20 protein-coding genes and 2 pseudogenes are annotated in these 22,658 nt (G+C 57.4%); 14 read left to right on the top strand and 8 right to left on the bottom strand.

Features of this window, described 5'->3' with window-relative positions:
* Nucleotides 1–50: 50 nt before the first annotated feature.
* Together HMPREF0577_RS00925 and HMPREF0577_RS11625 are read right to left on the bottom strand one after the other, a co-directional pair.
* Nucleotides 51–359: a type II toxin-antitoxin system RelE/ParE family toxin gene (locus HMPREF0577_RS00925; RefSeq protein WP_004011769.1), complete on the bottom strand. Its 309-nt coding sequence runs from the start codon at nucleotides 357–359 to the stop codon at nucleotides 51–53.
* Nucleotides 346–885 carry a type II toxin-antitoxin system Phd/YefM family antitoxin gene (locus HMPREF0577_RS11625; RefSeq protein ID WP_004011768.1) on the bottom strand — a complete coding sequence of 180 codons (540 nt, stop codon included), beginning with the start codon at nucleotides 883–885 and terminating at the stop codon, nucleotides 346–348. The genes HMPREF0577_RS00925 and HMPREF0577_RS11625 overlap by 14 nt, the downstream gene beginning before the upstream one ends.
* A gap of 471 nt (nucleotides 886–1,356) precedes the next feature.
* Between HMPREF0577_RS11625 and HMPREF0577_RS00915 the strand changes: the two genes are divergently transcribed.
* The 6 genes from HMPREF0577_RS00915 to HMPREF0577_RS00895 all read left to right on the top strand — a co-directional run bounded on the left by HMPREF0577_RS00915 (nucleotide 1,357) and on the right by HMPREF0577_RS00895 (nucleotide 3,479).
* A complete protein-coding gene (locus tag HMPREF0577_RS00915; RefSeq protein ID WP_004011766.1) occupies nucleotides 1,357–1,560 on the top strand; it encodes a type II toxin-antitoxin system VapB family antitoxin in 204 nt (67 codons plus the stop codon).
* Nucleotides 1,547–1,693 carry a PIN domain-containing protein gene (locus HMPREF0577_RS10665; RefSeq protein WP_004011765.1) on the top strand — a complete coding sequence of 49 codons (147 nt, stop codon included), beginning with the start codon at nucleotides 1,547–1,549 and terminating at the stop codon, nucleotides 1,691–1,693. The genes HMPREF0577_RS00915 and HMPREF0577_RS10665 overlap by 14 nt, the downstream gene beginning before the upstream one ends.
* 54 nt (nucleotides 1,694–1,747) lie before the next feature.
* Nucleotides 1,748–2,008, top strand: coding sequence for a hypothetical protein (locus tag HMPREF0577_RS00910; protein ID WP_004011764.1), 261 nt, complete (start codon nucleotides 1,748–1,750; stop codon nucleotides 2,006–2,008).
* 11 nt (nucleotides 2,009–2,019) lie between these two features.
* The gene (locus tag HMPREF0577_RS00905; protein ID WP_004011763.1) at nucleotides 2,020–2,268 is read left to right on the top strand and encodes a hypothetical protein; all 249 of its coding nucleotides are present in this window, start codon (nucleotides 2,020–2,022) and stop codon (nucleotides 2,266–2,268) included.
* A gap of 650 nt (nucleotides 2,269–2,918) precedes the next feature.
* Entirely contained in the window at nucleotides 2,919–3,197 is a 279-nt protein-coding gene (locus HMPREF0577_RS00900) for a type II toxin-antitoxin system RelB/DinJ family antitoxin (protein WP_036342125.1), read from the top strand.
* 6 nt (nucleotides 3,198–3,203) lie between these two features.
* Nucleotides 3,204–3,479: a type II toxin-antitoxin system YafQ family toxin gene (locus tag HMPREF0577_RS00895; protein ID WP_004011760.1), complete on the top strand. Its 276-nt coding sequence runs from the start codon at nucleotides 3,204–3,206 to the stop codon at nucleotides 3,477–3,479.
* A 168-nt stretch (nucleotides 3,480–3,647) separates the two neighbouring features.
* On the opposite strand, the gene HMPREF0577_RS00890 is transcribed toward HMPREF0577_RS00895, so the two are convergent.
* The 3 genes from HMPREF0577_RS00890 to lepA all read right to left on the bottom strand — a co-directional run bounded on the left by HMPREF0577_RS00890 (nucleotide 3,648) and on the right by lepA (nucleotide 8,346).
* The gene (locus HMPREF0577_RS00890; protein WP_036342123.1) at nucleotides 3,648–5,123 is read right to left on the bottom strand and encodes a coproporphyrinogen-III oxidase family protein; all 1,476 of its coding nucleotides are present in this window, start codon (nucleotides 5,121–5,123) and stop codon (nucleotides 3,648–3,650) included.
* A gap of 77 nt (nucleotides 5,124–5,200) precedes the next feature.
* Entirely contained in the window at nucleotides 5,201–6,499 is a 1,299-nt protein-coding gene (trmB, locus tag HMPREF0577_RS12030; RefSeq protein ID WP_004011758.1) for a tRNA (guanine(46)-N(7))-methyltransferase TrmB, read from the bottom strand.
* The gene (lepA, locus tag HMPREF0577_RS00880; protein WP_004011757.1) at nucleotides 6,496–8,346 is read right to left on the bottom strand and encodes a translation elongation factor 4; all 1,851 of its coding nucleotides are present in this window, start codon (nucleotides 8,344–8,346) and stop codon (nucleotides 6,496–6,498) included. The genes trmB and lepA overlap by 4 nt, the downstream gene beginning before the upstream one ends.
* Before the next feature lie 153 nt (nucleotides 8,347–8,499).
* On the opposite strand from lepA, the gene rpsT reads away from it, so the two are divergent.
* The 3 genes from rpsT (at nucleotide 8,500) to HMPREF0577_RS00865 (ending at nucleotide 13,986) form a co-directional block, all read left to right on the top strand.
* Nucleotides 8,500–8,763 carry a 30S ribosomal protein S20 gene (gene rpsT, locus HMPREF0577_RS00875; protein ID WP_004011756.1) on the top strand — a complete coding sequence of 88 codons (264 nt, stop codon included), beginning with the start codon at nucleotides 8,500–8,502 and terminating at the stop codon, nucleotides 8,761–8,763.
* Nucleotides 8,764–8,965: 202 nt separating this feature from the next.
* On the top strand, nucleotides 8,966–10,915 hold the full coding sequence (locus HMPREF0577_RS00870; RefSeq protein ID WP_112664874.1) for a C39 family peptidase: 1,950 nt from the start codon (nucleotides 8,966–8,968) through the stop codon (nucleotides 10,913–10,915).
* 110 nt (nucleotides 10,916–11,025) lie between these two features.
* Nucleotides 11,026–13,986 carry a leucine--tRNA ligase gene (locus tag HMPREF0577_RS00865; RefSeq protein ID WP_036342120.1) on the top strand — a complete coding sequence of 987 codons (2,961 nt, stop codon included), beginning with the start codon at nucleotides 11,026–11,028 and terminating at the stop codon, nucleotides 13,984–13,986.
* A 115-nt stretch (nucleotides 13,987–14,101) separates the two neighbouring features.
* Here the strand turns inward: HMPREF0577_RS00865 and HMPREF0577_RS11725 are convergent, their stop codons facing one another.
* Both HMPREF0577_RS11725 and HMPREF0577_RS00855 read right to left on the bottom strand, forming a co-directional pair.
* A complete protein-coding gene (locus HMPREF0577_RS11725) occupies nucleotides 14,102–14,578 on the bottom strand; it encodes a hypothetical protein (protein WP_244854271.1) in 477 nt (158 codons plus the stop codon).
* Nucleotides 14,575–15,705, bottom strand: a complete 1,131-nt coding sequence (locus HMPREF0577_RS00855) for a S1 family peptidase (protein WP_004011752.1) — start codon at nucleotides 15,703–15,705, stop codon at nucleotides 14,575–14,577. The genes HMPREF0577_RS11725 and HMPREF0577_RS00855 overlap by 4 nt, the downstream gene beginning before the upstream one ends.
* A 305-nt stretch (nucleotides 15,706–16,010) precedes the next feature.
* Here HMPREF0577_RS00855 and HMPREF0577_RS00850 point away from each other — a divergent pair, with 305 nt between their 5' ends.
* From HMPREF0577_RS00850 to HMPREF0577_RS00840, 3 genes and pseudogenes are all read left to right on the top strand, one after another.
* Nucleotides 16,011–16,952, top strand: a complete 942-nt coding sequence (locus tag HMPREF0577_RS00850) for a metal ABC transporter substrate-binding protein (RefSeq protein WP_004011751.1) — start codon at nucleotides 16,011–16,013, stop codon at nucleotides 16,950–16,952.
* Nucleotides 16,949–17,760: pseudogene (locus HMPREF0577_RS00845) on the top strand (metal ABC transporter ATP-binding protein). The gene HMPREF0577_RS00850 and the pseudogene HMPREF0577_RS00845 overlap by 4 nt, the downstream one beginning before the upstream one ends.
* Nucleotides 17,757–18,650, top strand: a complete 894-nt coding sequence (locus HMPREF0577_RS00840) for a metal ABC transporter permease (RefSeq protein ID WP_004011749.1) — start codon at nucleotides 17,757–17,759, stop codon at nucleotides 18,648–18,650. Before HMPREF0577_RS00845 ends, HMPREF0577_RS00840 begins: the two are co-directional and overlap by 4 nt.
* Before the next feature lie 322 nt (nucleotides 18,651–18,972).
* On the opposite strand, the gene HMPREF0577_RS00835 is transcribed toward HMPREF0577_RS00840, so the two are convergent.
* Nucleotides 18,973–20,688 carry a hypothetical protein gene (locus HMPREF0577_RS00835; RefSeq protein WP_036342116.1) on the bottom strand — a complete coding sequence of 572 codons (1,716 nt, stop codon included), beginning with the start codon at nucleotides 20,686–20,688 and terminating at the stop codon, nucleotides 18,973–18,975.
* 138 nt (nucleotides 20,689–20,826) lie between these two features.
* Here HMPREF0577_RS00835 and HMPREF0577_RS00830 point away from each other — a divergent pair, with 138 nt between their 5' ends.
* On the top strand, nucleotides 20,827–22,038 hold the full coding sequence (locus HMPREF0577_RS00830) for a ComEA family DNA-binding protein (RefSeq protein WP_004011747.1): 1,212 nt from the start codon (nucleotides 20,827–20,829) through the stop codon (nucleotides 22,036–22,038).
* Between the two features lie 148 nt (nucleotides 22,039–22,186).
* Nucleotides 22,187–22,658, top strand: a pseudogene (locus HMPREF0577_RS00825) (ComEC/Rec2 family competence protein); the annotation flags it as partial.

Below are 22,658 nucleotides of genomic sequence, written 5' to 3'. Positions count from 1 at the left end.
CCTCATGAACCCCAAAACCTGGCGGACAGATACCGAGTAAAACCGCGTCACTAGAGGATGGCGCTGATATTGCGGCGATTGTACAAAATGCGGCGAACTTCCATCGTATCGCCCAAAACCACGTAAAAAACAATGAAATTACGCACATAGATGGGATAGTACGGATGCTCGCGAGTCCGCGTGGAAGGAAAAGGCGCGAAAGACTCGGCCATGTTCAAGCGCTCTTGAATAGCCGTTTCCACGTCATCCACCAGGCGCCGGGCAGCCGCAGGATTGCGCAAAACCACGGAAATATAGTGCACGATACTGTTCAAATCCTCGCTGAACAGCGGCAAGTAACGCAGCTTATAGCGTTTCATTGATAACCTGGCGAGCCGAGGAAAACACGGCTTCGTGGGACAGACGCGCAGACGTATTACCCGCAGCCGCGTCGGCCTGGTCAAGGCTGGTTTCGACGTCTTCAGCCAGTGCGGAATACTGCGCGATGCTCATGAGTACCATGGTGCCGTACCCGTTCTTGGTCAAGAAAACCGGCTGGTTACTTTGCAAAACCGCCTGTTCTACCTCCGGGAATTTGTTGCGCAAATCCGAAACTGGACGGATAGTAATCATGACCACACCCCGTTTCCTGGAACTATTTTGATACTTACTTATGCGTAAATCTATCATGATTTTATCAAAAACGGGGTTCGCTGTGGCTAATCCTGTGTTCAGGGTGGCAATGCGCCCCGCCCCACTGTGCAGCACACCTTTTCGGGTCGGAGTGGAAGAACCAGTCAGTAGAAACTGGCCTTTCTCCGGGTTTTGGTCGACTTGGAAGCGCACCGCATCCCAAAGTTCGGGGACATCTTGCCAATCGGTGCGGCAACTCGCCTTCCAGGACAAATTTGGGGTCAATCCGCGCCAAGTTGCGGTTCGCGAAGCCTCCGCTAGGGTCTTGCATATAAGTAACCGAAGCAGTTTGGTTTAGAGAAGACCAGGTTTTCCCACACCATTTCGGCCCTTGCACGCACACCGCGTCGAACTGCTCCAGCAGGTCGACAATCTGGGCATCAATCAGGCGGTCACGGTACGGTTTAGGGCTGAGCATTTTTTCTCTTTTCATGAGGGGCTTATCTGGGAATATGCTAACAAGATGAAAATTTCGCTGTTTTGAGAGTGAGTTTTTCGCTATTCTAAAAGTGAGCTTTTCACTATCTTGAAAGTGAGTTTTTCGCCAGAGATGCGCCGATACTGAGAAAAGCCGTGATTTCGGCTGGCACCTCATGAACCCCAAGAAAAAACCGCAGTCCTTGGACTACAGAGCAACGCCGCGTACCTGGTGTGTGTATAATTATGTGTAACAGGAGGTGTGTGATGGCCACTAACCTTGCGATTTCACCGGAACTGCTGGATACTGCGTTGGAAATTGGCGGATTTGCTACCAAGAAGGAAACCGTCACCGTAGCGCTGCAAGAATTCATTGCCAAGCGTAAGCAAGCCCAAATTGTGAAGCTGTTTGGCACCGTGGATTGGGACGAATCCTTTGACTACAAGAAAGCCCGCCGTGACCGTAACTAACGGGATTCTGGTAGACACCGTAGATTCAATCCTGGCCGCGCTCACCATCAACAACGGCTTGGCACTGCTTACTACCGACCGGGATTTTGAGTACGCAACCAGGCATATTCCATTGCGATTGACTGCGATTTAGCCCAGATTTTCGGTTGGCGACTCGTGAACCCCGGAAAACACCGCAGCATTTGCATTGCCCAAAGCTACGCTGTCTGATATTCTTGACAAGATGGATGCCGGGGAATTCGAGATTCGAGATTCCGCATACAAACACGGCATCAGCGAGTCCGATATTCGCCACGCTTTACGCAATCCTTTGGCAGCTCGATGGGGAAACCACGATATGTACCTGCTTATCGGGGCGGCCAGTGACGGCAGCGTCTTGGAAATCGGATTCGGAACTACCGGAGCCATTGTTCATGCCATGAAAGCTCGCGCTAAATACTGGCCATAAGGAGAACCACCATGAAAACTACGCACAGTGATGAAGAATTGGCCAAACTCTACGAGCAAGGCCCCGATTTACCGCACCAAATCAACCCCACAGACCTTTTGGCTATTATGGAAGCCAAAAATGCCCAGGCCAAAGCCGATTTAATGATGCGCCAGGCGGTGGCAAATGCCCGTGAAAACGGAGTCACCTGGCAGCAAGTGGGCGACATACTCGGAGTCACCAGGCAAGCCGCTCACTCCAAATATGCCCACGCAATCTAGCTGCTGCGCCGAGAGGGCGAGAATTCATTTTCCACGGCACAGTAAAGCCGAGATTTAGCCCAGGGATACGCAGCATAGTTTGCTGATTTTGGGAAAATCCAGCAGAAAACCGGGGGTTCGGGGAACAGCACCACCCAAACGGTGGAAAAACCGGGGGGAGGCTGCCATATACGGTCAGGGGTAGGCCGAAAACTCCATCATTTGGGCACCCCACCCCGGCCAGCACCCAAGACACCACCCCGGCCAGCACCCAAGACACCACCCCGGCCAGCACCCAAGCCAGCACTCGCGGCAAACCGGGGATACCGGCAAAAACCGATTTCGGTTGGCACCTCATGAAAACACACCGGAAATATGAAATATCTTAATGTATCCCCGTACGATAACCGGCGCAAAAAGATAATCGCCCTGGCAAAGGCAAAGCACACCATTCCCAACGAAGTAGTGCGAGACCTGATTGACGCAATCTAAGTGCAGCACCAAGAAAGCGCTTTTTGCTCTGTCAAGTCACCGTTTCGTGTTCCGACAATAGTCCCTGCTGTGTTTGGTGGGGCGGCGACCGGGATTTACCGGGTTTAAGAGCACACCCAACGGACATAAGGTACACTTAGAATTACAAAAGATTACAGGGTTTTCCAAGGAGTTCACTGATGTCCACACATACTATGGAACCGATTTCTGCGAAACTACGCGCGGATGAAAAAGCCACTTTCCTGCGGATTTGCGAAGATATCGGGACATCCCCCAGCAACGCGCTACGAATGTTCGTGGCCGCCTTCAACAAGCGTGGCGGCTTCCCCTTCGACCCGGCCAACCCATACGGGTTTTCCCCGGAAACCCTACAGGCCATGGCAGATGCCGAAGCCGGGCGGGTTTATGGCCCCTTCGACACGGTCGAGGCAATGATGGAATCTCTGAACCAAGATTAACACCTCATGAAACTCGAATACACCGCAAAATTCAAGAAAGACTACAAAAAATGCCTTCGGCAGGGGCGAGACATGCGAGTGTTAGAGAAAGTACTGCGGCTGCTGGTGCAGCCAGGAACCTTGCCAGCACGCTATCGAGATCATGGACTTGTGGGAAATTACCGAGGCCACCGCGAATGTCACCTGGCACCGGATTGGCTGTTGATTTACCGGATTGACCAGGACAAAGTAACTCTGACAGCCACCAGACTTGGCAGCCATTCCGAGCTTTTCGGACAGTAAGACAAAACCCCACAAGTTGCGTTTTAAACCCGCGGACACCCAAATGGTTGAAAACCAGGGGCTCCGGGGAACAGCACCACCCAAATGGTGGAAAAACCGGGGGGAGGCTGCCATATACGGTCAGGGGTAGGCCGAAAACTCCACCATTTGGGCACCCCACTCCGGCGCTCAGACCCCCGCCAGGCGTTGGATGACGGTATCGGCCAGCAGCCGCCCCCGCCGGGTCAGCACCGCGCGCGGGTCTTCGTGCGGGTCTTCGCCCAAGCTTCCACCCGAGTCGTATCCTAAAGGTTCCGCTTCCAGTAATCCTTCGGCGGCCAGTCGCTGTGCTTCCGCCAGCAGTTTTGTTTCAAATTCATGAGGTGCCAGCCGGGAGCCCTCGCTAGCTGCCGACCGGTGGACTTTCCTGGTATCCGCAGCAATGCCCGACCCGTATTTCCGGGCGTATTCCCGCAAATCCAGGCCGTCGCGCAACCGCAATCCCAGCAGCAGCTCTTCTAGCTCCAGGCTCTCGCCGGTGACGGTTTCCCCGTCCTCGATTGGCAACCGGCCAGCGTCAACTGCGGCCGCCCAGCGCGCGGGATGTTTCAGGTTCCAAAACCGCCGGCTTCCCGTCGGGGGGAAGCCCTCCGCCAAACCCCGGTCATGCCCGCAATCCTTGCCGCCTTCGCCGGGAAAATCCCCCGCCGGAACCCGGCCGCGCCCCCAGTGTTCACCGCGCAAATGCGAATGCGCGCCCGGCCCAAAACCGTAGTAATCCCGGTTGCGCCAATACGCTAGGTTGTGCCGACACTCGTGGCCCGGCCGCGCCCAGTTCGAGATTTCATACCACTGCAACCCGGCCGCACTCAGCAAGTCATCAGCAATCTCATACTTTTCGGCCTGATCATCGGGATCGACCGGCGTTATCTTCCCTTGTCGCAATTCTCTGCCCAGGGCGGTCGCGGGCTCGATACTCAGCGCGTAACACGAAACGTGTGACACCCCGAACGCCAGCGCGGCCTCCAAGGATTCCCGCCAATCAGCCACGCTTTCCCCTGGGGTGCCATAAATCAAATCCACCGAACATTCCAAGCCCAGCGACTGCGCCGCCCGCACCGCCGCCTCCAGGTTCGCCTGAGTGTGAGTGCGGTCTAAAACCCGCAATACGCCGGACACGGCGGATTGCATTCCGAAGGACACCCGCGTGAAACCGCCGGCCGCGAGTTCTTCCAGGTAGCCCGCATCCACGGTGTCGGGGTTAGCCTCGGTGGTGACTTCGGCACCCGGGCACACCCCGAAGGCATCCTTCAGGGCATAGAAAATCTGTACCAAGTCTTCGGGCGGCAACACGGTGGGGGTGCCCCCGCCAAAGAACACGGTGTCGATTGCCCGACCGCCGGGGATTTCGTACGTTTCGCTCGGGTCGATTCCTCGGGTGGTCGGGGTCGCCCCGGTGGCATGAGGCGCCATTTCGGCTGGCGCCTCATGAACCGACCCAAGCCGGCCGGAAAAAAGCCGCGCAACCAGCAAAATCTCGCGCCCCACCGCATCGGTGTAGCCAGCCACTCCCGGCCCCAAGCCCAGGTTGGCATAGGTGTTAAAGTCGCAATACCCGCAACGCCGCAAACAGTAGGGGACGTGCACGTAGGCGGAAAAGCTCACCGCTCACTCCCCCCCACACTTTTTTTGATATAGCATATCGTTCATTTTGTGGCTCGCCGCATTGTTTATTTCGCGGTTCACCGCAAAACCCGCCGGGCACACAGGTCGCGCACCACCCGGCCTTCCCGCCCGGCACGCCGCTCGAAAGCCGTGCGGACACGCCCCTCAAAGCGCGGCGCGAACCCGCCGCGAGGCCCTGCCGGGTCTTCCTCGTCTGGGCGCTCACCGGCATAGACGTTTTCCAGGCCGGGAGTGGACTCTATCACGTCGCGCATCTGCCAGGCGTAGTCCGCCCAGTCGGTCGCGAGTCGCCACACTCCCCCGTCCACCAACAGCGCGGCGGCGATACCCGCGAATTCGGGGGCCACCAGCCGGCGTTTCCGATGCCGGGTTTTCGGCCAGGGGTCGGCGAAAAATGTCCACAGTTCGCTGATAATCCCCACGGCTTGCGCGGAAGTTTTCCGGTTTGTGCCGCGCGGGTTTGTGCCGCGCGGGTTTGCGCCGGTTTCATGAGGCGCTAACCCGAATCCCGCGCCCTCTTCCGGGCTGTCCGCGCTTTCAGAACCAGGAACCACGGCCAATTCAGAATCCGCCGGCATCCCCATTGGCACCTCATGAACCCCGCGAGACCGAGCAAATGCGGCGCGAACTGCGTCGATATCGTCGTCAACCACTACCGCGGCCGCGTCACGCCCCCCCGAAGCCGCAAAGTCCGCGAACAGAATCGGCAAGGCCTGTAGCGCGTCCACATCCGCCAAACGCAGATTCGCCAGCCCGCCGTAGTTGCGCACCGCCGAGGACACAGCCTTGGCCACGCCGGGCATCCACACCTCGAATCCCAGGTAATTAATATCCGGGTTCGCCGCCGCTGCCGCCGTAATCTGTTCCCCGTTACCGCACCCGACCTCGACAATCAACGGAGCCTCGCGACCAAACACAATCCGGGGATCCAGGCGCGCCGTATCCGCGACCATAGTCACGCCGGCACCGCGCGCCAAATCCAACAGATAAGCGTGCTTGTATTTTTCGAAAGTCCGTTCCAGGGTGTCGCTCATGCGGTCGCCGCGCCGCGCGAAAGTCCGCACTCGCGGATAGGGTGCCACGTCCGGATTGCCGCGTTCGTGCGCCGCGTGGCCGTGGCTTGGGTATTCCGTTTCATGAGGTGCCACGTCCGGATTGCCACGCCCCTGCCGCAAGCCGCGTTCATGTCCAAAACCAGGGGTGGTTTCCCCTCTAGCGCCGGTTCCGGCTGGCACCTCATGAACCCCGGCAAAACCGGAACCATCCGCGTCCAGCTCCGCATCGTCCCACGGTACCGAGCTGTCAAAACGTCCGAAGCCGGCTTCACTTGAGCCGAATCTATGGTCGCGCGTCATTTCTTGGGCTCCTCGGAACTGAGCGCCGCGATAAACGCCTCTTGCGGAACCTCGACCCGGCCAATGGCCTTCATGCGTTTCTTGCCGGCCTTCTGCTTTTCTAACAGTTTGCGCTTGCGGGTAATATCGCCACCATAGCATTTGGCGAGCATGTCTTTGCGCAGCGCCCTAATGTTTTCCCGCGCGATAACCCGGGTGCCGATGGCAGCCTGGATGGGAACCTCGAACTGTTGGCGGGGAATCAACTTCCGCAACTTCTGAGCCATCGTCGTGCCGTAAGAATACGCCGCATCGCGATGCACAATCGCAGAAAACGCGTCGACCTGTTCCCCGTTGAGCAAAATATCCACCCTAACCAGGTCGGCCTCGGCCTCGCCATCCAGGTGGTAGTCCAGCGACGCATATCCCCTGGTGCGCGACTTTAGCTGGTCGAAAAAGTCATAGACAATCTCCGCCAGGGGCAAGGTGTAGTGCAACTCCACCCGGTCGGCGGACAGGTACTGCATATTCTTCATGGCACCGCGCCGATCTTGACAGAGCTCCATGACCGGACCGACAAAATCGGAGGGTGTCAAAATCGTGGCCGCCACCACGGGTTCCAAGACTTTTTGTAACTTGCCGTCGGGGAATTCCGAGGGGTTGTGCACGTGCACCTCGGTGCCATCCTCGCGTACCACGTGGTATTCCACGTTGGGGGCGGTGGAAATCAGCGCCAGGTCAAATTCTCGTTCCAGCCGTTCGCGGATAATCTCCAGGTGCAGCAGCCCCAGGAAACCACAACGGAAGCCGGAGCCCAACGCGGCGGAGGTCTCTGGCTCGAAAGTCAGCGAGGCGTCGTTTAGTCGCAGTTTGTCCAGGGCATCGCGCAGCACCGGGAAATCAGTGCCCTCGATGGGATACAGCCCGGAATACACCATTGGCATCGGGTCGCGGTATCCTTCCAGCGGCTCGGTGGCGGGTCGATCCGCGCCGGTCACGGTGTCGCCCACGCGGGATTGGCGCACGTCTTTCACTCCGGTAATAAGGTAGCCGACCTCGCCAGCGCTGATGCCGGCGGTCGCTACGGGTTCGGGGCTGATAACGCCCAGTTCCAACAGTTCATGAGTTGTCCCCGTGGACATCATGTTAATTTTTTGTCGCGCCTTGAGGGATCCATCGACCACGCGCACATAGGTAACGACGCCACGATAGGTGTCATACACCGAATCAAAAATCATAGCACGAGTCGGGGCGGTGGGATCGCCGCCCGGGGCTGGCACCTCATGCACGATACGATCCAAGAGTCCCGCGACACCTTCCCCGGTTTTCCCGGAAACCATCACACAATCCGTCGGTTCGCATCCCAGCAGCCCCGCGACTTCCTCGGCATGTTTTTCCGGCATAGCCCCCGGCAGATCGATTTTGTTCAACACCGGGATAATCGTCAAATCACTTTCCAATGCTAGATACAGGTTCGCCAGGGTCTGGGCTTCTATCCCCTGCGAGGCATCCACCAGCAGCAGCGCCCCCTCGCAGGCCGCCAGCGACCGCGATACCTCGTAGCTAAAGTCCACGTGTCCCGGCGTGTCAATCATGTTCAGAGCGTAGGCCACGCCATCGACTTCCCACGGCATCCGCACCGCCTGGGATTTAATCGTAATGCCGCGCTCGCGTTCGATGTCCATCCGGTCGAGGTATTGGGCGCGCATCTCGCGGGCGCTGACCACCCCGGTCAGTTGCAGCATCCGGTCGGCCAGCGTGGATTTGCCGTGGTCAATATGAGCGATAATACTGAAGTTGCGAATCAGGTGCGGGCTGGTTGCCGCCGGTTGAATCGTTTCCAGCAGGTCGTCGTGGGGTATAGACATCGGTCTCCTTTCTGTGACCATTTTCGCATATTTTTCCGGATTGCCAGTTTTCGCGGCGAATCGCCTGGCCAAAATTTGGAGGCAACCGGGTCGAGGCGCTAGAATGTTGTGTCGCTAGCGTGACAAAATACCCACCAAAATTTTGAGGAAGAAATGGCAAATATTAAGTCTCAGATGAAGCGGATTCGCACGAACGAGAAGGCGCGTCTGCGTAACCAGTCGGTGAAATCCGAACTCAAAACCTTCGTGCGTAAGACCCGCGAGGCCGTGGTGGCCGGGGACAAGACAGCAGCGGAATCCGCTTTGCGTGTCGCCACCCGTAAACTCGATGTGGCGGCATCTAAAGGGATTATTCACAAGAACCAGGCCGCCCAACGCAAGTCCAAACTGGCAACCAGCGTGGCGGCGATGAACTAGCCCTCGGTTTGACGCAGACTTTCACCCCAGCACCACGGTGCTGGGGTTTGTGTATACTCACACCACGACGTGAGTCAGTCCTTGATTCAGAAATTTTAAAGAAATCCTATACAAAAGTGTCCTGTGAGTTATACACTGGCTCTGTTTGCTCTCAACACAGCAAACAGTATTTTCATAGTTTTTTCTTAGGAGGCTCTTACCTATGATGCGGATACAAACGGAACCTTCACAGTTAGTAGTGTCTAATTTCTCTAAAAGACGCAGTGCTGTGCTGACCGCTTCCCTGGCTGTTGTAGCCTTGGTCTCTAGCACGCAAGTTAGCCCTGCCTTAGCGGGACCCACTAGTCCGCCCGCTCCCCAGCTAAGCATTACCGAGCGTATCAGCGGCGCAGATCGCTATGAAACTATGTTCAAGGCATCCTCCCGTTTGGGTAAAGGAGCGGCGGAACTGTTCTTAGTTTCTGGCAAGTCGCAGGTGGACGGGATTACTTGCGGCACGGCTCCCGGACCGGTGTTGTATGTGGATCATTTTGGAGGCAAAATCACAGCCGCTTCGATTCGCTCCCAGATTGATACCCTGGCACCAAAGAAACTGACCCTCCTGGGAGGTCAGTCTGTCCTGACCGATGCGGAATTTGCCCAGATTAGCGCCGGATACGAAGCCAAACGGGTAGCAGGGGCGAACCGGATTGAAACCGCTATCGAGTTTTCACACTACCAATATCCCGGGCTAGAAGACAGCGCTCAACCCGGCGATAAAGCTACTGCTGACGGCAAAGCGGCTGCCCCGGATACCACAAATACCACAGATGCTTCTGAGCAAAAAGAGGCCGGAACGAAACCCGATGACAACACTGCTGCCGGGCAAAAAGAAACCGGTACCAAACCCGATGACAACACTGCTGCCGGGCAAAAAGAAACCAACCAGACCCCCACACCTAAGGCTCGATCAACAGCCAAGCCAGCTACCCCTCCTCAGAGTGTGTACCTCGTCAACCAGGGTACAGGCGCTGGGGTGTCTCCCGATGCTGCCCCGGCATCTACCCTGTTCGGCGGACCGATTTTGATAAGCGCCCCCGAGGGACTAAGTGAGGCTACGCTAGCTGAGATTAACCGTCTCTCTCCAAAGGAAGTAGTTTTGATTGGTGGTACGGCCGCGCTCTCGACCAATATAGAGACGCAGCTGAAATCCTTGCAAACTCCACCGCAGGTATCGCGTTGGGGCGGGAAAAACCGCCAGGAAACCGCCATGATTGTGGCGGCGGGTCGTGCGTATCACGGGGGACAAAACTCCCACATTTACCTGGCTCGTGCAGATCGCCCCGTGGATGCGGTTACCGCAGGGGTGTTGCCAGACGGGTTTTTTCTGTATTTACCTCCCAATATGCCGCTTACAGGCGGTTTCACCATGCCGATGGCGAAACAGTTTAACGTGTGGTCCGTTATTCCCATTGGTGGAATCGAAGGTAAGGGTTTTGTGTTCCTTGACGAGTCGCTGTTGCCACCGCCACCACCGCCGACCCCACCGAAACAGCCAGCTCAGCCGAAACAGCCAGCTCCGTCGGATCCATCCCGCCACGTGGAGATTCCAGTGCCCTATATTTCCCAAATTTGGCCTTACCACGCCTATGTAGGGTGTGAACCGACCGCGCTGTTGATGGGCTTGCAAGGCAAAGGCTATGCTAGAGGGGTTAACTTGCGCAGTTTCCTCGCGGCTATGCCCCGGGCAGCGACTAACCCGGCACGTGGTTTTGTGGGCAGCCCCTATCAGCCCTCGGAAACGCTGCGCACCACGATTTACCCCGCTCCCCTAGCTGCTTATGGCCGCCGCTTCGGTGATGTGCGGAACATGGCGGGTGCCTCTATGGATCAAGTCATTGACACGATTCGCCATGGCAACCCGGTGGTGGTCTATCTGACCTTGTACTATCGGCCGGCTTACTATAGGTGGTTTAATATCGATGGGCGACGCCAGCGTCTGTTGCGCAATAACCACGCGGTGCTTTTGACCGGGTACGACGCGAATACCCAGCAATTCCTAGTGGCTGACCCGTGGAACCAGGGCGGACAGAATCCCTTTATTTACTGGAAGCGCCGCGCTGTGATTGAACCCTTGTACAATCTGCGCCGCCATGCGGTAGGCGTGTTCTAGGCCAGTATTTTCTCCGTTTAGAGCCCGAGGCTTTTAAGCCTCGGGCTCTATCGGTCTAGACTAGAAACTGGAAATTAAAACCTGTACAACAAGCAATAGGGGTGAAAACTATGTCAACCGAAGCCAATGCCATTCCCGCTCACCGTTACACCGCCAAACTGGCGGGCGACATAGAGGCGAAGTGGCAGCGATTGTGGGATGAAACCAATGCTTTCGCCGCCGATAACCCGGCGGGTGATTTAGCGGGTGATCTGGCAAAACGCGACAAGTACTTCATCTTGGATATGTTCCCCTATCCTTCCGGCAAGGGGCTGCATGTGGGACACCCCTTGGGCTATATCGCCACCGATGTGGTGGCGCGCTATCAGCGCGCCCAGGGCAAAAACGTGCTCTATACCATGGGCTACGATGCTTTCGGTTTACCTGCGGAACAGTATGCTTTGCAAACTGGCCAGCATCCCCGGATAACCACTCATGAAAACGTCGACAACATGAGCCGCCAACTGGCGCGCATCGGCCTGTCACACGACCGACGCCGGTCTTTTTCGACCACTGACCCGGACTATTTCCGCTGGACACAGTGGATTTTCTTACAGATTTTCAATTCCTGGTATGACCCCGAGGCCACGCGGCGTGATGGCTCGGGCAAGGGCGCGGCCAGGCCTATTGACACCCTGGTGCAACGCTACGCCTCTGGTCAGCGCAAAACCCCGGACGGGCGCGCCTGGGATTCACTGTCGGCAACCGAACAGGCAGAGTTGATAGACGCCGAGCGCCTGGCCTACGTGGCATACGCGCCGGTGAACTGGGCGCCCGGCTTGGGAACCGTGTTGGCTGACGAAGAGGTCACCGCCGAAGGGCGCTCGGAGCGCGGCAACTTCCCCGTGTTCAAGACGAAACTGCGCCAGTGGATGATGCGGATCACCAAGTATGCCGACCGTCTAGATGCGGATTTGAGCACGATTGACTGGCCGGACAAGGTGCGCACAATGCAGCACAACTGGATTGGCAAGTCCACCGGCGCGACCGTGAATTTCCAGGTAGAGGCCGGCCAGGGACAGGTTCCGGCTCAGACCTTGCGGGTGTTCACCACCCGCCCGGATACCCTGTTCGGGGCGACTTTTATGGTGATTTCCCCGGAACATCCGCTGGTGGGGGCGGTTGATGGTACCGCTGGTGACAGCGGTGCTAGCGGTTCGGTCGGGTCTAGCGGGGTTCATGAGGGGCTCCTCGTGCCCGCCGCGTGGCCGGAAGGCACCCGCCCAGAGTGGACCGGGGGCCATCGGACGCCCGCCGAGGCCGTGGCCGCCTATCGGGCGCAGGCCGCAGCCAAAACGGAGACCGAGCGCAGCGCTGACACGGATTTCACCGAGAAAACCGGTGTGTTTACCGGGATTTTCGCTACGAATCCGGTCAACGGGGTGAAAATACCAGTGTTCATGGCGGACTATGTCCTGATGGGCTACGGGACTGGCGCGATTATGGCCGTGCCTGCCCATGACGAGCGCGACCATGCTTTCGCCAAAAAATTCAACCTGGACATCATCCAGACGATTTCTGGCCCGGAAGGCCACGACGTACAGGCGCAGCCTTGGACGGGCGACGGGGTGATTGAAAACTCCGCTAACAGCGAGGTCAGCCTGAACGGCCTGGGTAAAACCGAGGCTATCCGAAAGATTACCGATTGGTTGGGCGAGGCTGGCCTGGGCGAGCGCACGGTGACCTACCGGCTGCGCGATTGGCTGTTTAGCCGCCAACGCTACTGGGGCGAGCCTTTCCCGGTGGTCTATGGCGAGGATGGGCGGGTACACGCCCTGCCGGAAGAAATGCTGCCGGTGGAACTCCCGGAGGTTTCTGATTTCCGCCCTAGGACTTTCGATCCAGACGACGCCACTTCGAAGCCCGAATCCCCGCTGGGACGCGCCACCGACTGGATGAAAGTCGAACTGGACTTGGGCGAGGGCAAGCAAACCTATACCCGCGACTCGAACACCATGCCGAACTGGGCGGGGTCTTGCTGGTATGAACTGCGCTACACTGACCCGCACAACGCCACCGAGTTCGCGTCCGGTGAGAACGAGAAGTATTGGATGGGGCCGCGCCCCGCACAGGGCAACACCTCCGGCGGGACAGACTTGTACGTGGGTGGGGTGGAGCACGCCGTGTTGCACCTGTTGTACGCGCGTTTTTGGCACAAGGTCCTGTTCGACCTGGGGTATGTCTCCAGTTCCGAGCCCTTCCATAAACTGTTCAACCAGGGCATGATTGAAGCCTATGCTTATACCGATTCGCGCGGCCAGTATGTGCCCGCCGAAGAAGTCTCGGGTGACGAGGAAGCCGGGTTTACCTGGCACGGCCAGCCCGTGAACCGTGAATATGGCAAGATGGGCAAGTCGCTTAAAAACATCGTCACCCCCGACCAGATGTGCGCCGATTACGGGGCGGACACTTTCCGGGTCTACGAGATGTCCATGGGACCACTGGACATGTCCCGCCCGTGGGATACCCGCGCGGTGGTCGGCTCCCAGCGTTTCTTGCAGCGTTTATGGCGCAATATCGTCGACGAGGAAACCGGGGCGGTGACAGTCACCGACGATGCGCCCGACAAGGAATGTGCCAGGCTGCTGGCACGCACGATTCACGACGTCACCGTAGAATACGATAACATGCGGGTGAATACTGCGATTGCGAAAATGATTGTCCTGAATAATCATTTGACAGGACTGAAGTCCGTCCCGCGTGCGGCTGCCGAGGCTCTGGTGCTGATGGTCGCCCCGGTTGCCCCGCATATCGCCGAAGAATTGTGGCAGCTTTTAGGTCACGAGGGCGGCATCACCCGCGTGCCCTTCCCCGTGGTTACCGACCAGTCGCTGTTGGCCGCCGACGAGGTCACCTGCGTGGTGCAGGTCGCCGGGAAAGTACGGGCGAAACTCTCGGTAGACCCGGGGATTTCCGAGGCCGACCTGGAGGCGGCAGTCTTGGCCGACCCGGCCGTGGTTCGCTTGCTGGACGGGCGCGAACCGAAGCGGGTGATTGTGCGCGCCCCGAAGCTGGTTTCTTTAGTGCTGTAGGAATTTACGGGAGTCCTGTTAGCATTTAGCTAACCGGACTCCCGTATCTCTAAACGATGTGTCCCCGGAAAGATGTTCATATCGGGAAGGAATCCGTGAAACTGAAGCCATCGCGCTACTGGTGTTTGCACACTACGTACACGTCGTTTATCTGGCATCTTTCCTTGGCCTTGCTTAATAAGATTTCGGACTTTGTAGACCCACCACCAAGACTAACTTTGTTGCCAATTTTAAGGACAGTATTGTCAGGCAGCGTAACAGAGTCACTTGATAAAACAGTACCTTTTGGCCACAAGGGAACGGTCTTATCTGCTCTTTCGCCCTCAGCGCGCAGTATCAGACAACCTTGGTCATCAATTTCTAAGGTACCTGTAAATAACGCCTCCATGCAAGCATCCGTGTCCACGGTATCAGAAATCGCAAAGTAGTCATCCCCGTGAACCCCTACGGGTGTTGGTGTACTTACTCGCGCCTTCGCTGCAGCAGTGTCTTGAGTCGAATCTTTAGGATTACTAGTGGCGCAAGCCACTAAAACCGAACTTGCAACAACGACGGCGCATGTGACTGTAATACTACTGTTTATAGAAGTCACGAAAGCTTCACCTGAAAATTTAGTAGTTGTTGAGCTCGCAGAACCGGTGTGAATCCAGATCTGGCACGACCTCCAACTATTATCCTGCCTTGGTGTATACCGTATCCAGTATTTCTCCAGAACCAAGGAGCACCTGAATCTCCACCTTGTGTAACATAATCTGTTGTGGCTGTCAATCCACAAGCTCCATCTCCACAATTATTCACAGAAAGAACAGTCGTGCACTTATTGGCGCTATATTGGCCATTCACACATATTTTCTGTCCATTGTACGTGTTCTTTACCGCATTTATATCGCGAAATTTTCCTGGAGCGTAATAGAATTTAGGAGCTGTCCACCCCCTATCTGCATGATAAATAGCTACATCTCCAGAATCACCTATATATGTTCCCTTTCGGGTTAATGAAACTTGCCCACTAGCACCATACCGCTGCGGACTTGTACAGTGTCCTGCAGTCACTAAACCATTTTCTGTAACCCCAGACTTACGAATAGAGAAACCAGCAGTACACGTACTCAGATAGCCACCTCCATACAAGGCTTCCCCCACTGCCTCTGTAGAAGAATCCGCCTCCAGGACGACTCTGGTACCTTCATCGTCTTGTTCTGGCATGTTCAAGAGGTCTTCAATCTGGTGCTTCTGCTCTACCGCTACTCGCGCGGATATTGAAGGTCTGTAGTAAATATTTATTTGATTATTATCTACAGAGCTAGTAGAAACAACATACTCTTTGGGATAGACCTGAATTACTTTACTATAGACATCCCATTGCTTATTTGACAATTCCTGGTTACTTATTGGTAAATCGTCTCGCAGTTTTACAGGTACTGGCAATTTCTGCGCCCTTTGCTGAATCTTTTGTGGAATTGTTCTAGTAAACCAAATCCAAGCGGACTTCCTGTCTTCAGCAATCCCAGCTCCAGCATAGCTGTCAGAGTACTCCAAAGTGGCCTCTGTTACTATATCACCAAATTCGTCTTCCCAGCTTGGAGTTTCAGATTCTTCCGGTAATACTCCGTTTAGGTCATCATCACTAAAATCTGACTTTGGCATCGCATATGCTTCAGCAGACAGACCAACAGCGATAATAAATGACCCTAATATTGCTAATATTCTTCTCTTCATGGCATTTCCTCTCTGAAACCATGCCGTGAACCCTGAAATCACAGCAGCCGTGCGCTCATGTTAACACACATCCCACCAGCAGTCAATAGATGCGAGTTCCATCTCCCCACAGCTTGTATTTAAGCACGTGAACACCCATTTGGCCGAACCGTGAAGATATAGTTCCGCTTCGGCAAACTTCCCTCGTTACTAACAGTGACAAAAGGTGAGCGCACAGCGGCGCCTCTGAACCAAGGATATCGGTGTAGAGGGACATATGTCCGGTCATATTTGACTCTAAGGGATGGCACCCCTAGGTTAGAATCATGAATTTGAGAAGCAAGATTATTACCGTTCCTGCGGTGTTGTCCCTGGTCGCCATCGGTTTAACCGGATGTGGCGCGAATGCAGGCGAAAAGACAGCTGCCGGGCAAACACCTCATGAAACGGAAGGAAAACCCATCGTACTGACCACCTTTACCGTGTTACAAGACATGGCAAAGAACGTAGCCGGAGACCACCTCGACGTGCGCTCGATTACCAAACCCGGCGCCGAAATCCACGACTACCAGCCCACGCCCTCGGATCTCAAGTCCGCCAAGGACGCCAAGCTAATCCTCAACAACGGCCTAGGCTTGGAACGCTGGTTCGAGAAATTCACCGCCGATTTAGATGCCAAAACCGCCAACGTGTCCGAAGGAGTCAAACCGATCCCAATCGCGGAAGGCGACTATGAAGGCAAACCCAACCCACACGCCTGGATGAGCCCCAAGAACGGCGCCCTCTATGTACACAATATAGCCAAGGCCTTTTGTGACCTCGACGCCACGAACTGCAACGACTACAAGGCTAATGCCGACAAGTACGCCGCCGACATCGAAAAAGTCGGTGAAGACATCAACACCACTCTGTCCAGCCTGGATCCCAAACAGCGCACCCTAGTCAGCTGCGAAGGCGCGTTCTCGTATCTGACCCGCGATTATAACCTGAACGAAAAATACCTGTGGGGTGTGAACGCCGAAGGCGCCCTGACCCCGTCGCGCGTGGCGGAAGTCGAAAACTACGTCAAGGAAAGCAAAGTCCCGGCCGTGTTCTGCGAATCCACCGTAGGAGAAAAAATGAAGCCCATTGTGGAATCCACCGGGGTGAAATTTGGCGGTGAACTCTATGTGGACTCCCTGTCCGAAGCCGACGGTGACGTGCCGACCTATCTGGATTTGCTGAAATACGACGCGAAACTGATTACCGACGGGTTGACAGGCAAGTGAACCATACGGCGGAGTTAGAAAAAAACCCGCCCCTGCTGCAAGTCACCAACCTGCATGTTAGTTACGGAACGAATGTCGCCCTTACGGGGGCGACACTCGCCGTATCTGCGGGTCGAATTGCGGGCTGGCGGGAATGAATGGTTCTGGAAAATCCACCTTGTTCAAATCCATTATGAACAGTGTGCCCCGGCTGGCGGGCACGGTGGAAGTCGCCGGGATGGACGCGAATGTCGCCCGGAAACGCGGCCTGATTGGCTATGTGGCGCAAAGCGAAGAAATCGACTGGGATTTCCCTGTCAGTGTCAACCAAGTCGTGATGATGGGACGCTACGGTTTCATGGGACCGCTGCGCCGCCCCCGCGCCGCCGACCGGGAAGCCGTGAATAAGGCATTGGAACTGGTGGAACTGGCTGACCTGCGCCACCGGCAAATCGGGGCGCTGAGTGGCGGGCAAAAAAAGCGGGTATTTATTGCCCGCGCTATTGCCCAAGGCGCCCCCCTGATGCTGCTGGACGAGCCTTTCGCGGGAGTTGACAAGTATTCCGAGGCCGCGATAGTGGAACTCTTGCGTCGGCTCGCGGCGCAAGGCACCGGGCTGGTAGTGTCCACGCATGATTTAGCCTCGATGGGGAAACTGTGCGACGAAGCCGTGTTGCTGTATCGCCGGGTCGTGTACCACGGGGATGTCGACGGAGCGCTGCGACCCGAAAACCTGGCCAAGGCCTTCGGGTTAAGCGACAGCGAGGACACAGCGGAAAACGCCTCTGATCCAGGCGAAACCCCCGTTACCCAGGGAGGCCAGAAATGAATGTTTTAGCATATGTTCCCGAGTGGCACCTCATGAACCCCGCCACCACCACGAAAACCACCGACTGGCTCGAGGCCATAACCGATATGTGGCACCAAGGATTTATGGTACGCGGCATTCTGGTAACCGGGGTCGCAGCGGCCGTGTGCGCGGTGCTGTCCTGCTGGCTAATCCTGATCGGCTGGTCGCTGTTGGGCGACGCCCTGTCCCACGCGATTCTGCCCGGCATCGTGGTGTCATACCTGTTGGGAGCCCCTTTCGCGATTGGCGCGCTGATAGCCGCGCTGGTGGTCGTGGGCTTGATTGGCGCGGTACGCGGACGCGGGCGAGTGAAAGAAGACACCGCGATTGGCGTGGTGTTCACCACCATGTTCGCCTCCGGGCTGGTACTGATCAGCCTGTTCCCCTCGCATATCGACTTGCATCACATCCTGTTCGGCGACATGCTGGGAATCACCCGCGCCGACATGTGGCAAGTACTGATTTTGAGCCCGATAGCGCTGGTGGTGCTGTTGGTTAAACGCCAAGACCTGGTGTTATACGCCTTCGACAAGACTCACGCGCATACCATCGGCCTGTCGACCCGGCGCTTGGCGGCCATTTTGCTGGTCTGTCTGTCGCTGACCGTAGTGGTCGCGATGCAGGCCGTGGGCGCGATTCTGATTGTTGCGTTGGTGATAACCCCCGGAGCCACCGCCCGGCTGCTGACCAGCAGTTTCAACCGAATGCTGTGGGTGGCGCCGCTGGTGTCGGTGGGCTGCGTTGTTTTGGGAGCGTATATTTCGTATTGGTTCGATACCGCTTCCGGGGCGACCGTGGTGGCCTTGGAAGGCGTGCTGTTTTTGGTTGTCTGGGGTGTGGATTTGTTGCGGCGGCGCTCGGTTTCATGAGGCGCTAGCCTGAAACGCTCGGCTGCATGGTTTCTACCTCACGGCGCTACGACTCGCGGGGAACGCGCTCGCGAGACAACGGGGGAAGTTTCCCCCCGACTTTTGCTATAAATTATAGCAAAAGTCTCCCCCCTCAGTCTCGCGTACGCGCGCTCCCAACGCTTCGTCGTTACGCGACGTCCCCCTTCCCTCGCTCGACCGGAGCGCAACCCGAGGAGGGGAATCCGGGCAGGGAAATGTAGGCGTACGTTGGATGGCGACTCATGGAAACCGGAAGAATGGGCGGGATTTGAGATGGCACCTCATGGAAACCGGAAGAAAACTACGGGAGGCGCCAAAAGGTGAGGCTGCCGCGAGCGGCACCGGCATCGCCGATTTGGGCGAGACGCGCGATACCGCCGGAAAACGCGAGTGGATCGCCGGTTAGAACCGCGTCCTTGATGGGCGGCGTGAGGCCCTCCCACAGTTGTTTGCCGTCGGCCAGGCCAAAGGCTTCCAACCCGTTCGCGACAGTGAATACGACGGTGGCGGCGTGGTTCATGAGGGGCTTGCCCGGGGTTTTCAGCTTAATTTCAACGCCGTCTCCTGTTGTCCAGGTGGTCGCCGCGCAAGTCGACCACGCCCCACAGGTTTCGCCGGTTGGAGCCAATAAATAGGTCTTGTCCGGCATGATGACGGGCACTTTCCCGGATTGCAGTGCGGTCGTCGCAGTGGCGAGATCCAAGGTCAGCCCGGAGCGCAGCTGGGAGTGCATGGCCTGCAAGGCCGCCACGGGAGCCTGCCCTTCGGCGCTGAGGCTGCCGTCGGGCTGGTACAGACGCCACGTTCCGGTGGCGGTGGCATTGCCGGTGGTCGCATCGGCTACGGCGCCGTCCGGGTCGGAAGAGGCGAAAAACCCGGCCTCTAGCAGGGAAGCCTGGGGAGCCTCGCCCAGATTAGCAAGGTCAAGCTTCCCGGTTTTCATATTCAACATCTGCGAGAATCCCCAGGTGTACTGGCGATTCGAACCATCAGCGTTGGCGGTCAAGGATCCCACCAGGGTGATGGAACCGCGAGACTGGACATGCAGGGGCTTTGCGGCCGAGGCATTCGGGGAAAGTACCTGGTATCTGGTGTGATAGGTGAAATCCGGGTTGATGAACTGGACTTCAACCCCCGCTGCGGCGCCCTGCGAGATGCCGATTGGCACCACCAAGAAACGGTCGAAAACCGTAGCAATAACGTGTTCGCCGGTAGCTAAATCCCAGATTCCCCCGGGCAAATCCCCCACGACAATATTGCCGGCCGGGTCGATTTTCACGATTTTCTTGGCCTGTTTCGATTCGCACACCACCTGGCTTTGCCACATTTCGGGCAAACAGTAATCCAGCGGCAGGTCGCCGTAGGTTTTTTCCCACACGGCTCGGCCGGTGGCGGTGTCTATCAGGGCTAAGGCCTGGGTTTCTTTGGTGCCGTCCGTGCCCTTGACCAGGGTGAGAATTTGGTTTTCAGACAGAACTTGGCCGGTGAAGCCGCTAGCCGCATCCTGGGAGGCCACCGAAAGTTGGGCGGCTCGCGCGTCCCAGACTTGGAGGCGGCGCGGATCCTTGATTTCCTTGGGGAAATCCAGCTGCCAACCGTCTTGCAACGGTGCCACCGTTTTGACAATTTTTACTGTGGCCTTGTGGCGGATTTTGGCGGTGTCACTGAGCCACTGGGTGGTGGCGGTGACCAGGACTATAACCGCCGCAACGAGGATGAAAACCCCGAAAATTCGTTCCGGCAGCGTCGGTTTGCGCCCCGCGCGAGGGGCAGGTTTGGGCGGTTTGGTTGGTTTGGCTGGTTTGGGCGGTTTGGGCGCGGCTTCATGCGGCGCACCGGTGGCGGCGGGCGCGGCAAACGCGGCGGGCGCAGCTCCATGAGGCGCACCGGTGGCGGCAGGCGCAGCAAACGCGGCAGGCGCGACTCCATGAGGCGCAATGGGCGCGGGCATCGCGGGAGACACTACTGTTTCGGCACGGCTTCCTAGGGGCGTTAGCTCCGGGTTTTCTTCCTTCACTACCCCAGTCTAACCCGAGCGAGACAACGAAAAATCACCTTCGTCGCGAGTTTTCCACAGGCACGGATTTTTGGGGTTTTCCACAGGGAGAAAACCTGGGTCTGGTTTCCACCGCTAGCCCGGTTCTAGGGTGAGCCTATGACGATTTTTACACCGAATGAGCGCCTGGATTACAGCGCGGAAACCAGGGATCCTAGCGGATACGAATCCGACTCCCCGGGGGTTTCCAGGGTCGGATCCGGGTCAAGACTGGGTGGGAATCCGGGCAACACCCCGGTTGACAAGCTGACCGCCGGGGTCTTTGCCCGCGCGCGTGCCCAAGGGGTTGGCTACGATGCTCCGGTGGCCGGGGAATATGAAACCGCGGCTGGTGGATTGGGATACGACGACCCAGATTTCGACACGCAACTCATGAACCCGGCAACTGATCGGCTGCAAAACACATTTGATGAAGCAAAAGCCAAGGTCACGCGGGGAATGAAGGTTTCTCCCCCCGGTCGCACGCCGCAGCGAGCCCGCCTGGCACCCACGCCGCGCGTGGCGACGCTGGTGGCAGTATTCCTGCTGGCTATCGGCGGTTTGGTGGTGGGGTGGCAGGTTTTGTCCGCCCCACCTAGCCAGCCGGTGCCCGGAACGGTGGAAACGGGCGTGGGGCAGGGCTCAGCTTTGCAGGCGGCGGGCACGGGTTCACGAGGTGCCAATGGAAATTCCGGCGCAAACGGTGAGGGCGGGGCTGGCGGTGGTGACGGAGGTGGCGGTGGCGACGGTGGCGACGGCGCTAGCGGGGCTTATGCCAAGGATCCGAAGGTGGCTGGCCAGTCCCCCAGATTATTACTGCCGGGGGCGAATGGCGCGGAACTGGTGGTGTATGTTTCCGGACAAGTCGAGCGTCCCGGGGTGGTGCGTTTGGCGGATCCGGCGCGAGTAACGGATGCTTTAGAGGCCGCCGGTGGGGCGAAACCCGGGGCTGACCTGCGGGCTTTGAACCTGGCGCGCTTGGTGGCGGATGGGGAACAGATTAACGTGCCTCTGCCGGGCGAGGCTCCCCCACCGGGGGCGGATGCGGGGAGTTCTGGCGGGAGCGGCAGCGCGGGTGGTTCAGGAGGGTCAGGAGGTTCAGGAGGTTCAGGCGGGTCAGGAGGGTCAGGAGGAAAAGGCGACAAGGTGAACTTGAACACGGCTGATGCCACTGACCTGCAGACTTTGAGCGGAATCGGGCCGGCTTTGGCGCAACGGATTTTGGATTATCGGAAAAAGAACGGTCAGTTTCATTCCATCGAGCAGCTCGACGAAGTCAGCGGGATTGGGCCGGCCATGATGGAACGACTGCGTGACCACGTGATTTTGTGAGTCTGTGAATGGGCGAGCGCGGAATGGTGAACACCCGGGATGGCAAGCACGAGAGATAGCAAGCACGAGAAATCAGGAGGAAACGAGTCCATGCAAGGCCTGTTCATGAAAAGGCGAAAATACGCGGGCGAAATCAGGAGGAAACGAGGTGATTAAGCGTGGATTTTGGCGAAACTATGGCCTGGGTTTTGGGCTTGACGAAAACCATGGGCACTTAGCAGATACTCAATGGGAAGTCACTAACCCAAGCGAAACCGCGACCAGGGGGCTTACTAATCGGGAAATCCCATCCCCAGCGTTAAATGCTTGGAAGCATTTAACGGGCTTGGACTCAGATGCGGACAAAGCGCCCCAGACTGTAACCCACCTCAACGCTAATGCGGACGAATTCACGAACGAACTAAATGCCCAGGGATATTTAGCGCGGCGCGTCCGCCAGGACACGGATCGGGTTCCCCGGCCGCTAGATTTTCGCCTGGCGATACCGGCGGGTGCCCTGTGGGTTTCGCTGCTGGTAGCGCAATGGTGTGGGGCTTTGGGTTTGGTTCCCAGCAGCTGGATTGCCGGGGTGGCGCTGGGGATTTCCCTGGTCGCGGCCGGGGTCACACGGACACGAAACC

This window comes from Mobiluncus mulieris ATCC 35243 (assembly GCF_000160615.1).
Taxonomy (GTDB): domain Bacteria; phylum Actinomycetota; class Actinomycetes; order Actinomycetales; family Actinomycetaceae; genus Mobiluncus; species Mobiluncus mulieris.
This window is presented reverse-complemented; position numbering and strand designations above follow the sequence as displayed.

Coding starts and splice junctions, on each gene's coding strand:
- HMPREF0577_RS00925 (WP_004011769.1), bottom strand. CDS start 359: ATGAAACGCTATAAGCTGCGTTACTTGCCGCTGTTCAGCGAGGATTTG.
- HMPREF0577_RS00915 (WP_004011766.1), top strand. CDS start 1,357: ATGGCCACTAACCTTGCGATTTCACCGGAACTGCTGGATACTGCGTTG.
- HMPREF0577_RS00905 (WP_004011763.1), top strand. CDS start 2,020: ATGAAAACTACGCACAGTGATGAAGAATTGGCCAAACTCTACGAGCAA.
- HMPREF0577_RS00900 (WP_036342125.1), top strand. CDS start 2,919: ATGTCCACACATACTATGGAACCGATTTCTGCGAAACTACGCGCGGAT.
- HMPREF0577_RS00895 (WP_004011760.1), top strand. CDS start 3,204: ATGAAACTCGAATACACCGCAAAATTCAAGAAAGACTACAAAAAATGC.
- trmB (WP_004011758.1), bottom strand. CDS start 6,499: ATGACGCGCGACCATAGATTCGGCTCAAGTGAAGCCGGCTTCGGACGT.
- lepA (WP_004011757.1), bottom strand. CDS start 8,346: ATGTCTATACCCCACGACGACCTGCTGGAAACGATTCAACCGGCGGCA.
- rpsT (WP_004011756.1), top strand. CDS start 8,500: ATGGCAAATATTAAGTCTCAGATGAAGCGGATTCGCACGAACGAGAAG.
- HMPREF0577_RS00870 (WP_112664874.1), top strand. CDS start 8,966: ATGATGCGGATACAAACGGAACCTTCACAGTTAGTAGTGTCTAATTTC.
- HMPREF0577_RS00865 (WP_036342120.1), top strand. CDS start 11,026: ATGTCAACCGAAGCCAATGCCATTCCCGCTCACCGTTACACCGCCAAA.
- HMPREF0577_RS00855 (WP_004011752.1), bottom strand. CDS start 15,705: ATGAAGAGAAGAATATTAGCAATATTAGGGTCATTTATTATCGCTGTT.
- HMPREF0577_RS00850 (WP_004011751.1), top strand. CDS start 16,011: ATGAATTTGAGAAGCAAGATTATTACCGTTCCTGCGGTGTTGTCCCTG.
- HMPREF0577_RS00840 (WP_004011749.1), top strand. CDS start 17,757: ATGAATGTTTTAGCATATGTTCCCGAGTGGCACCTCATGAACCCCGCC.
- HMPREF0577_RS00830 (WP_004011747.1), top strand. CDS start 20,827: ATGACGATTTTTACACCGAATGAGCGCCTGGATTACAGCGCGGAAACC.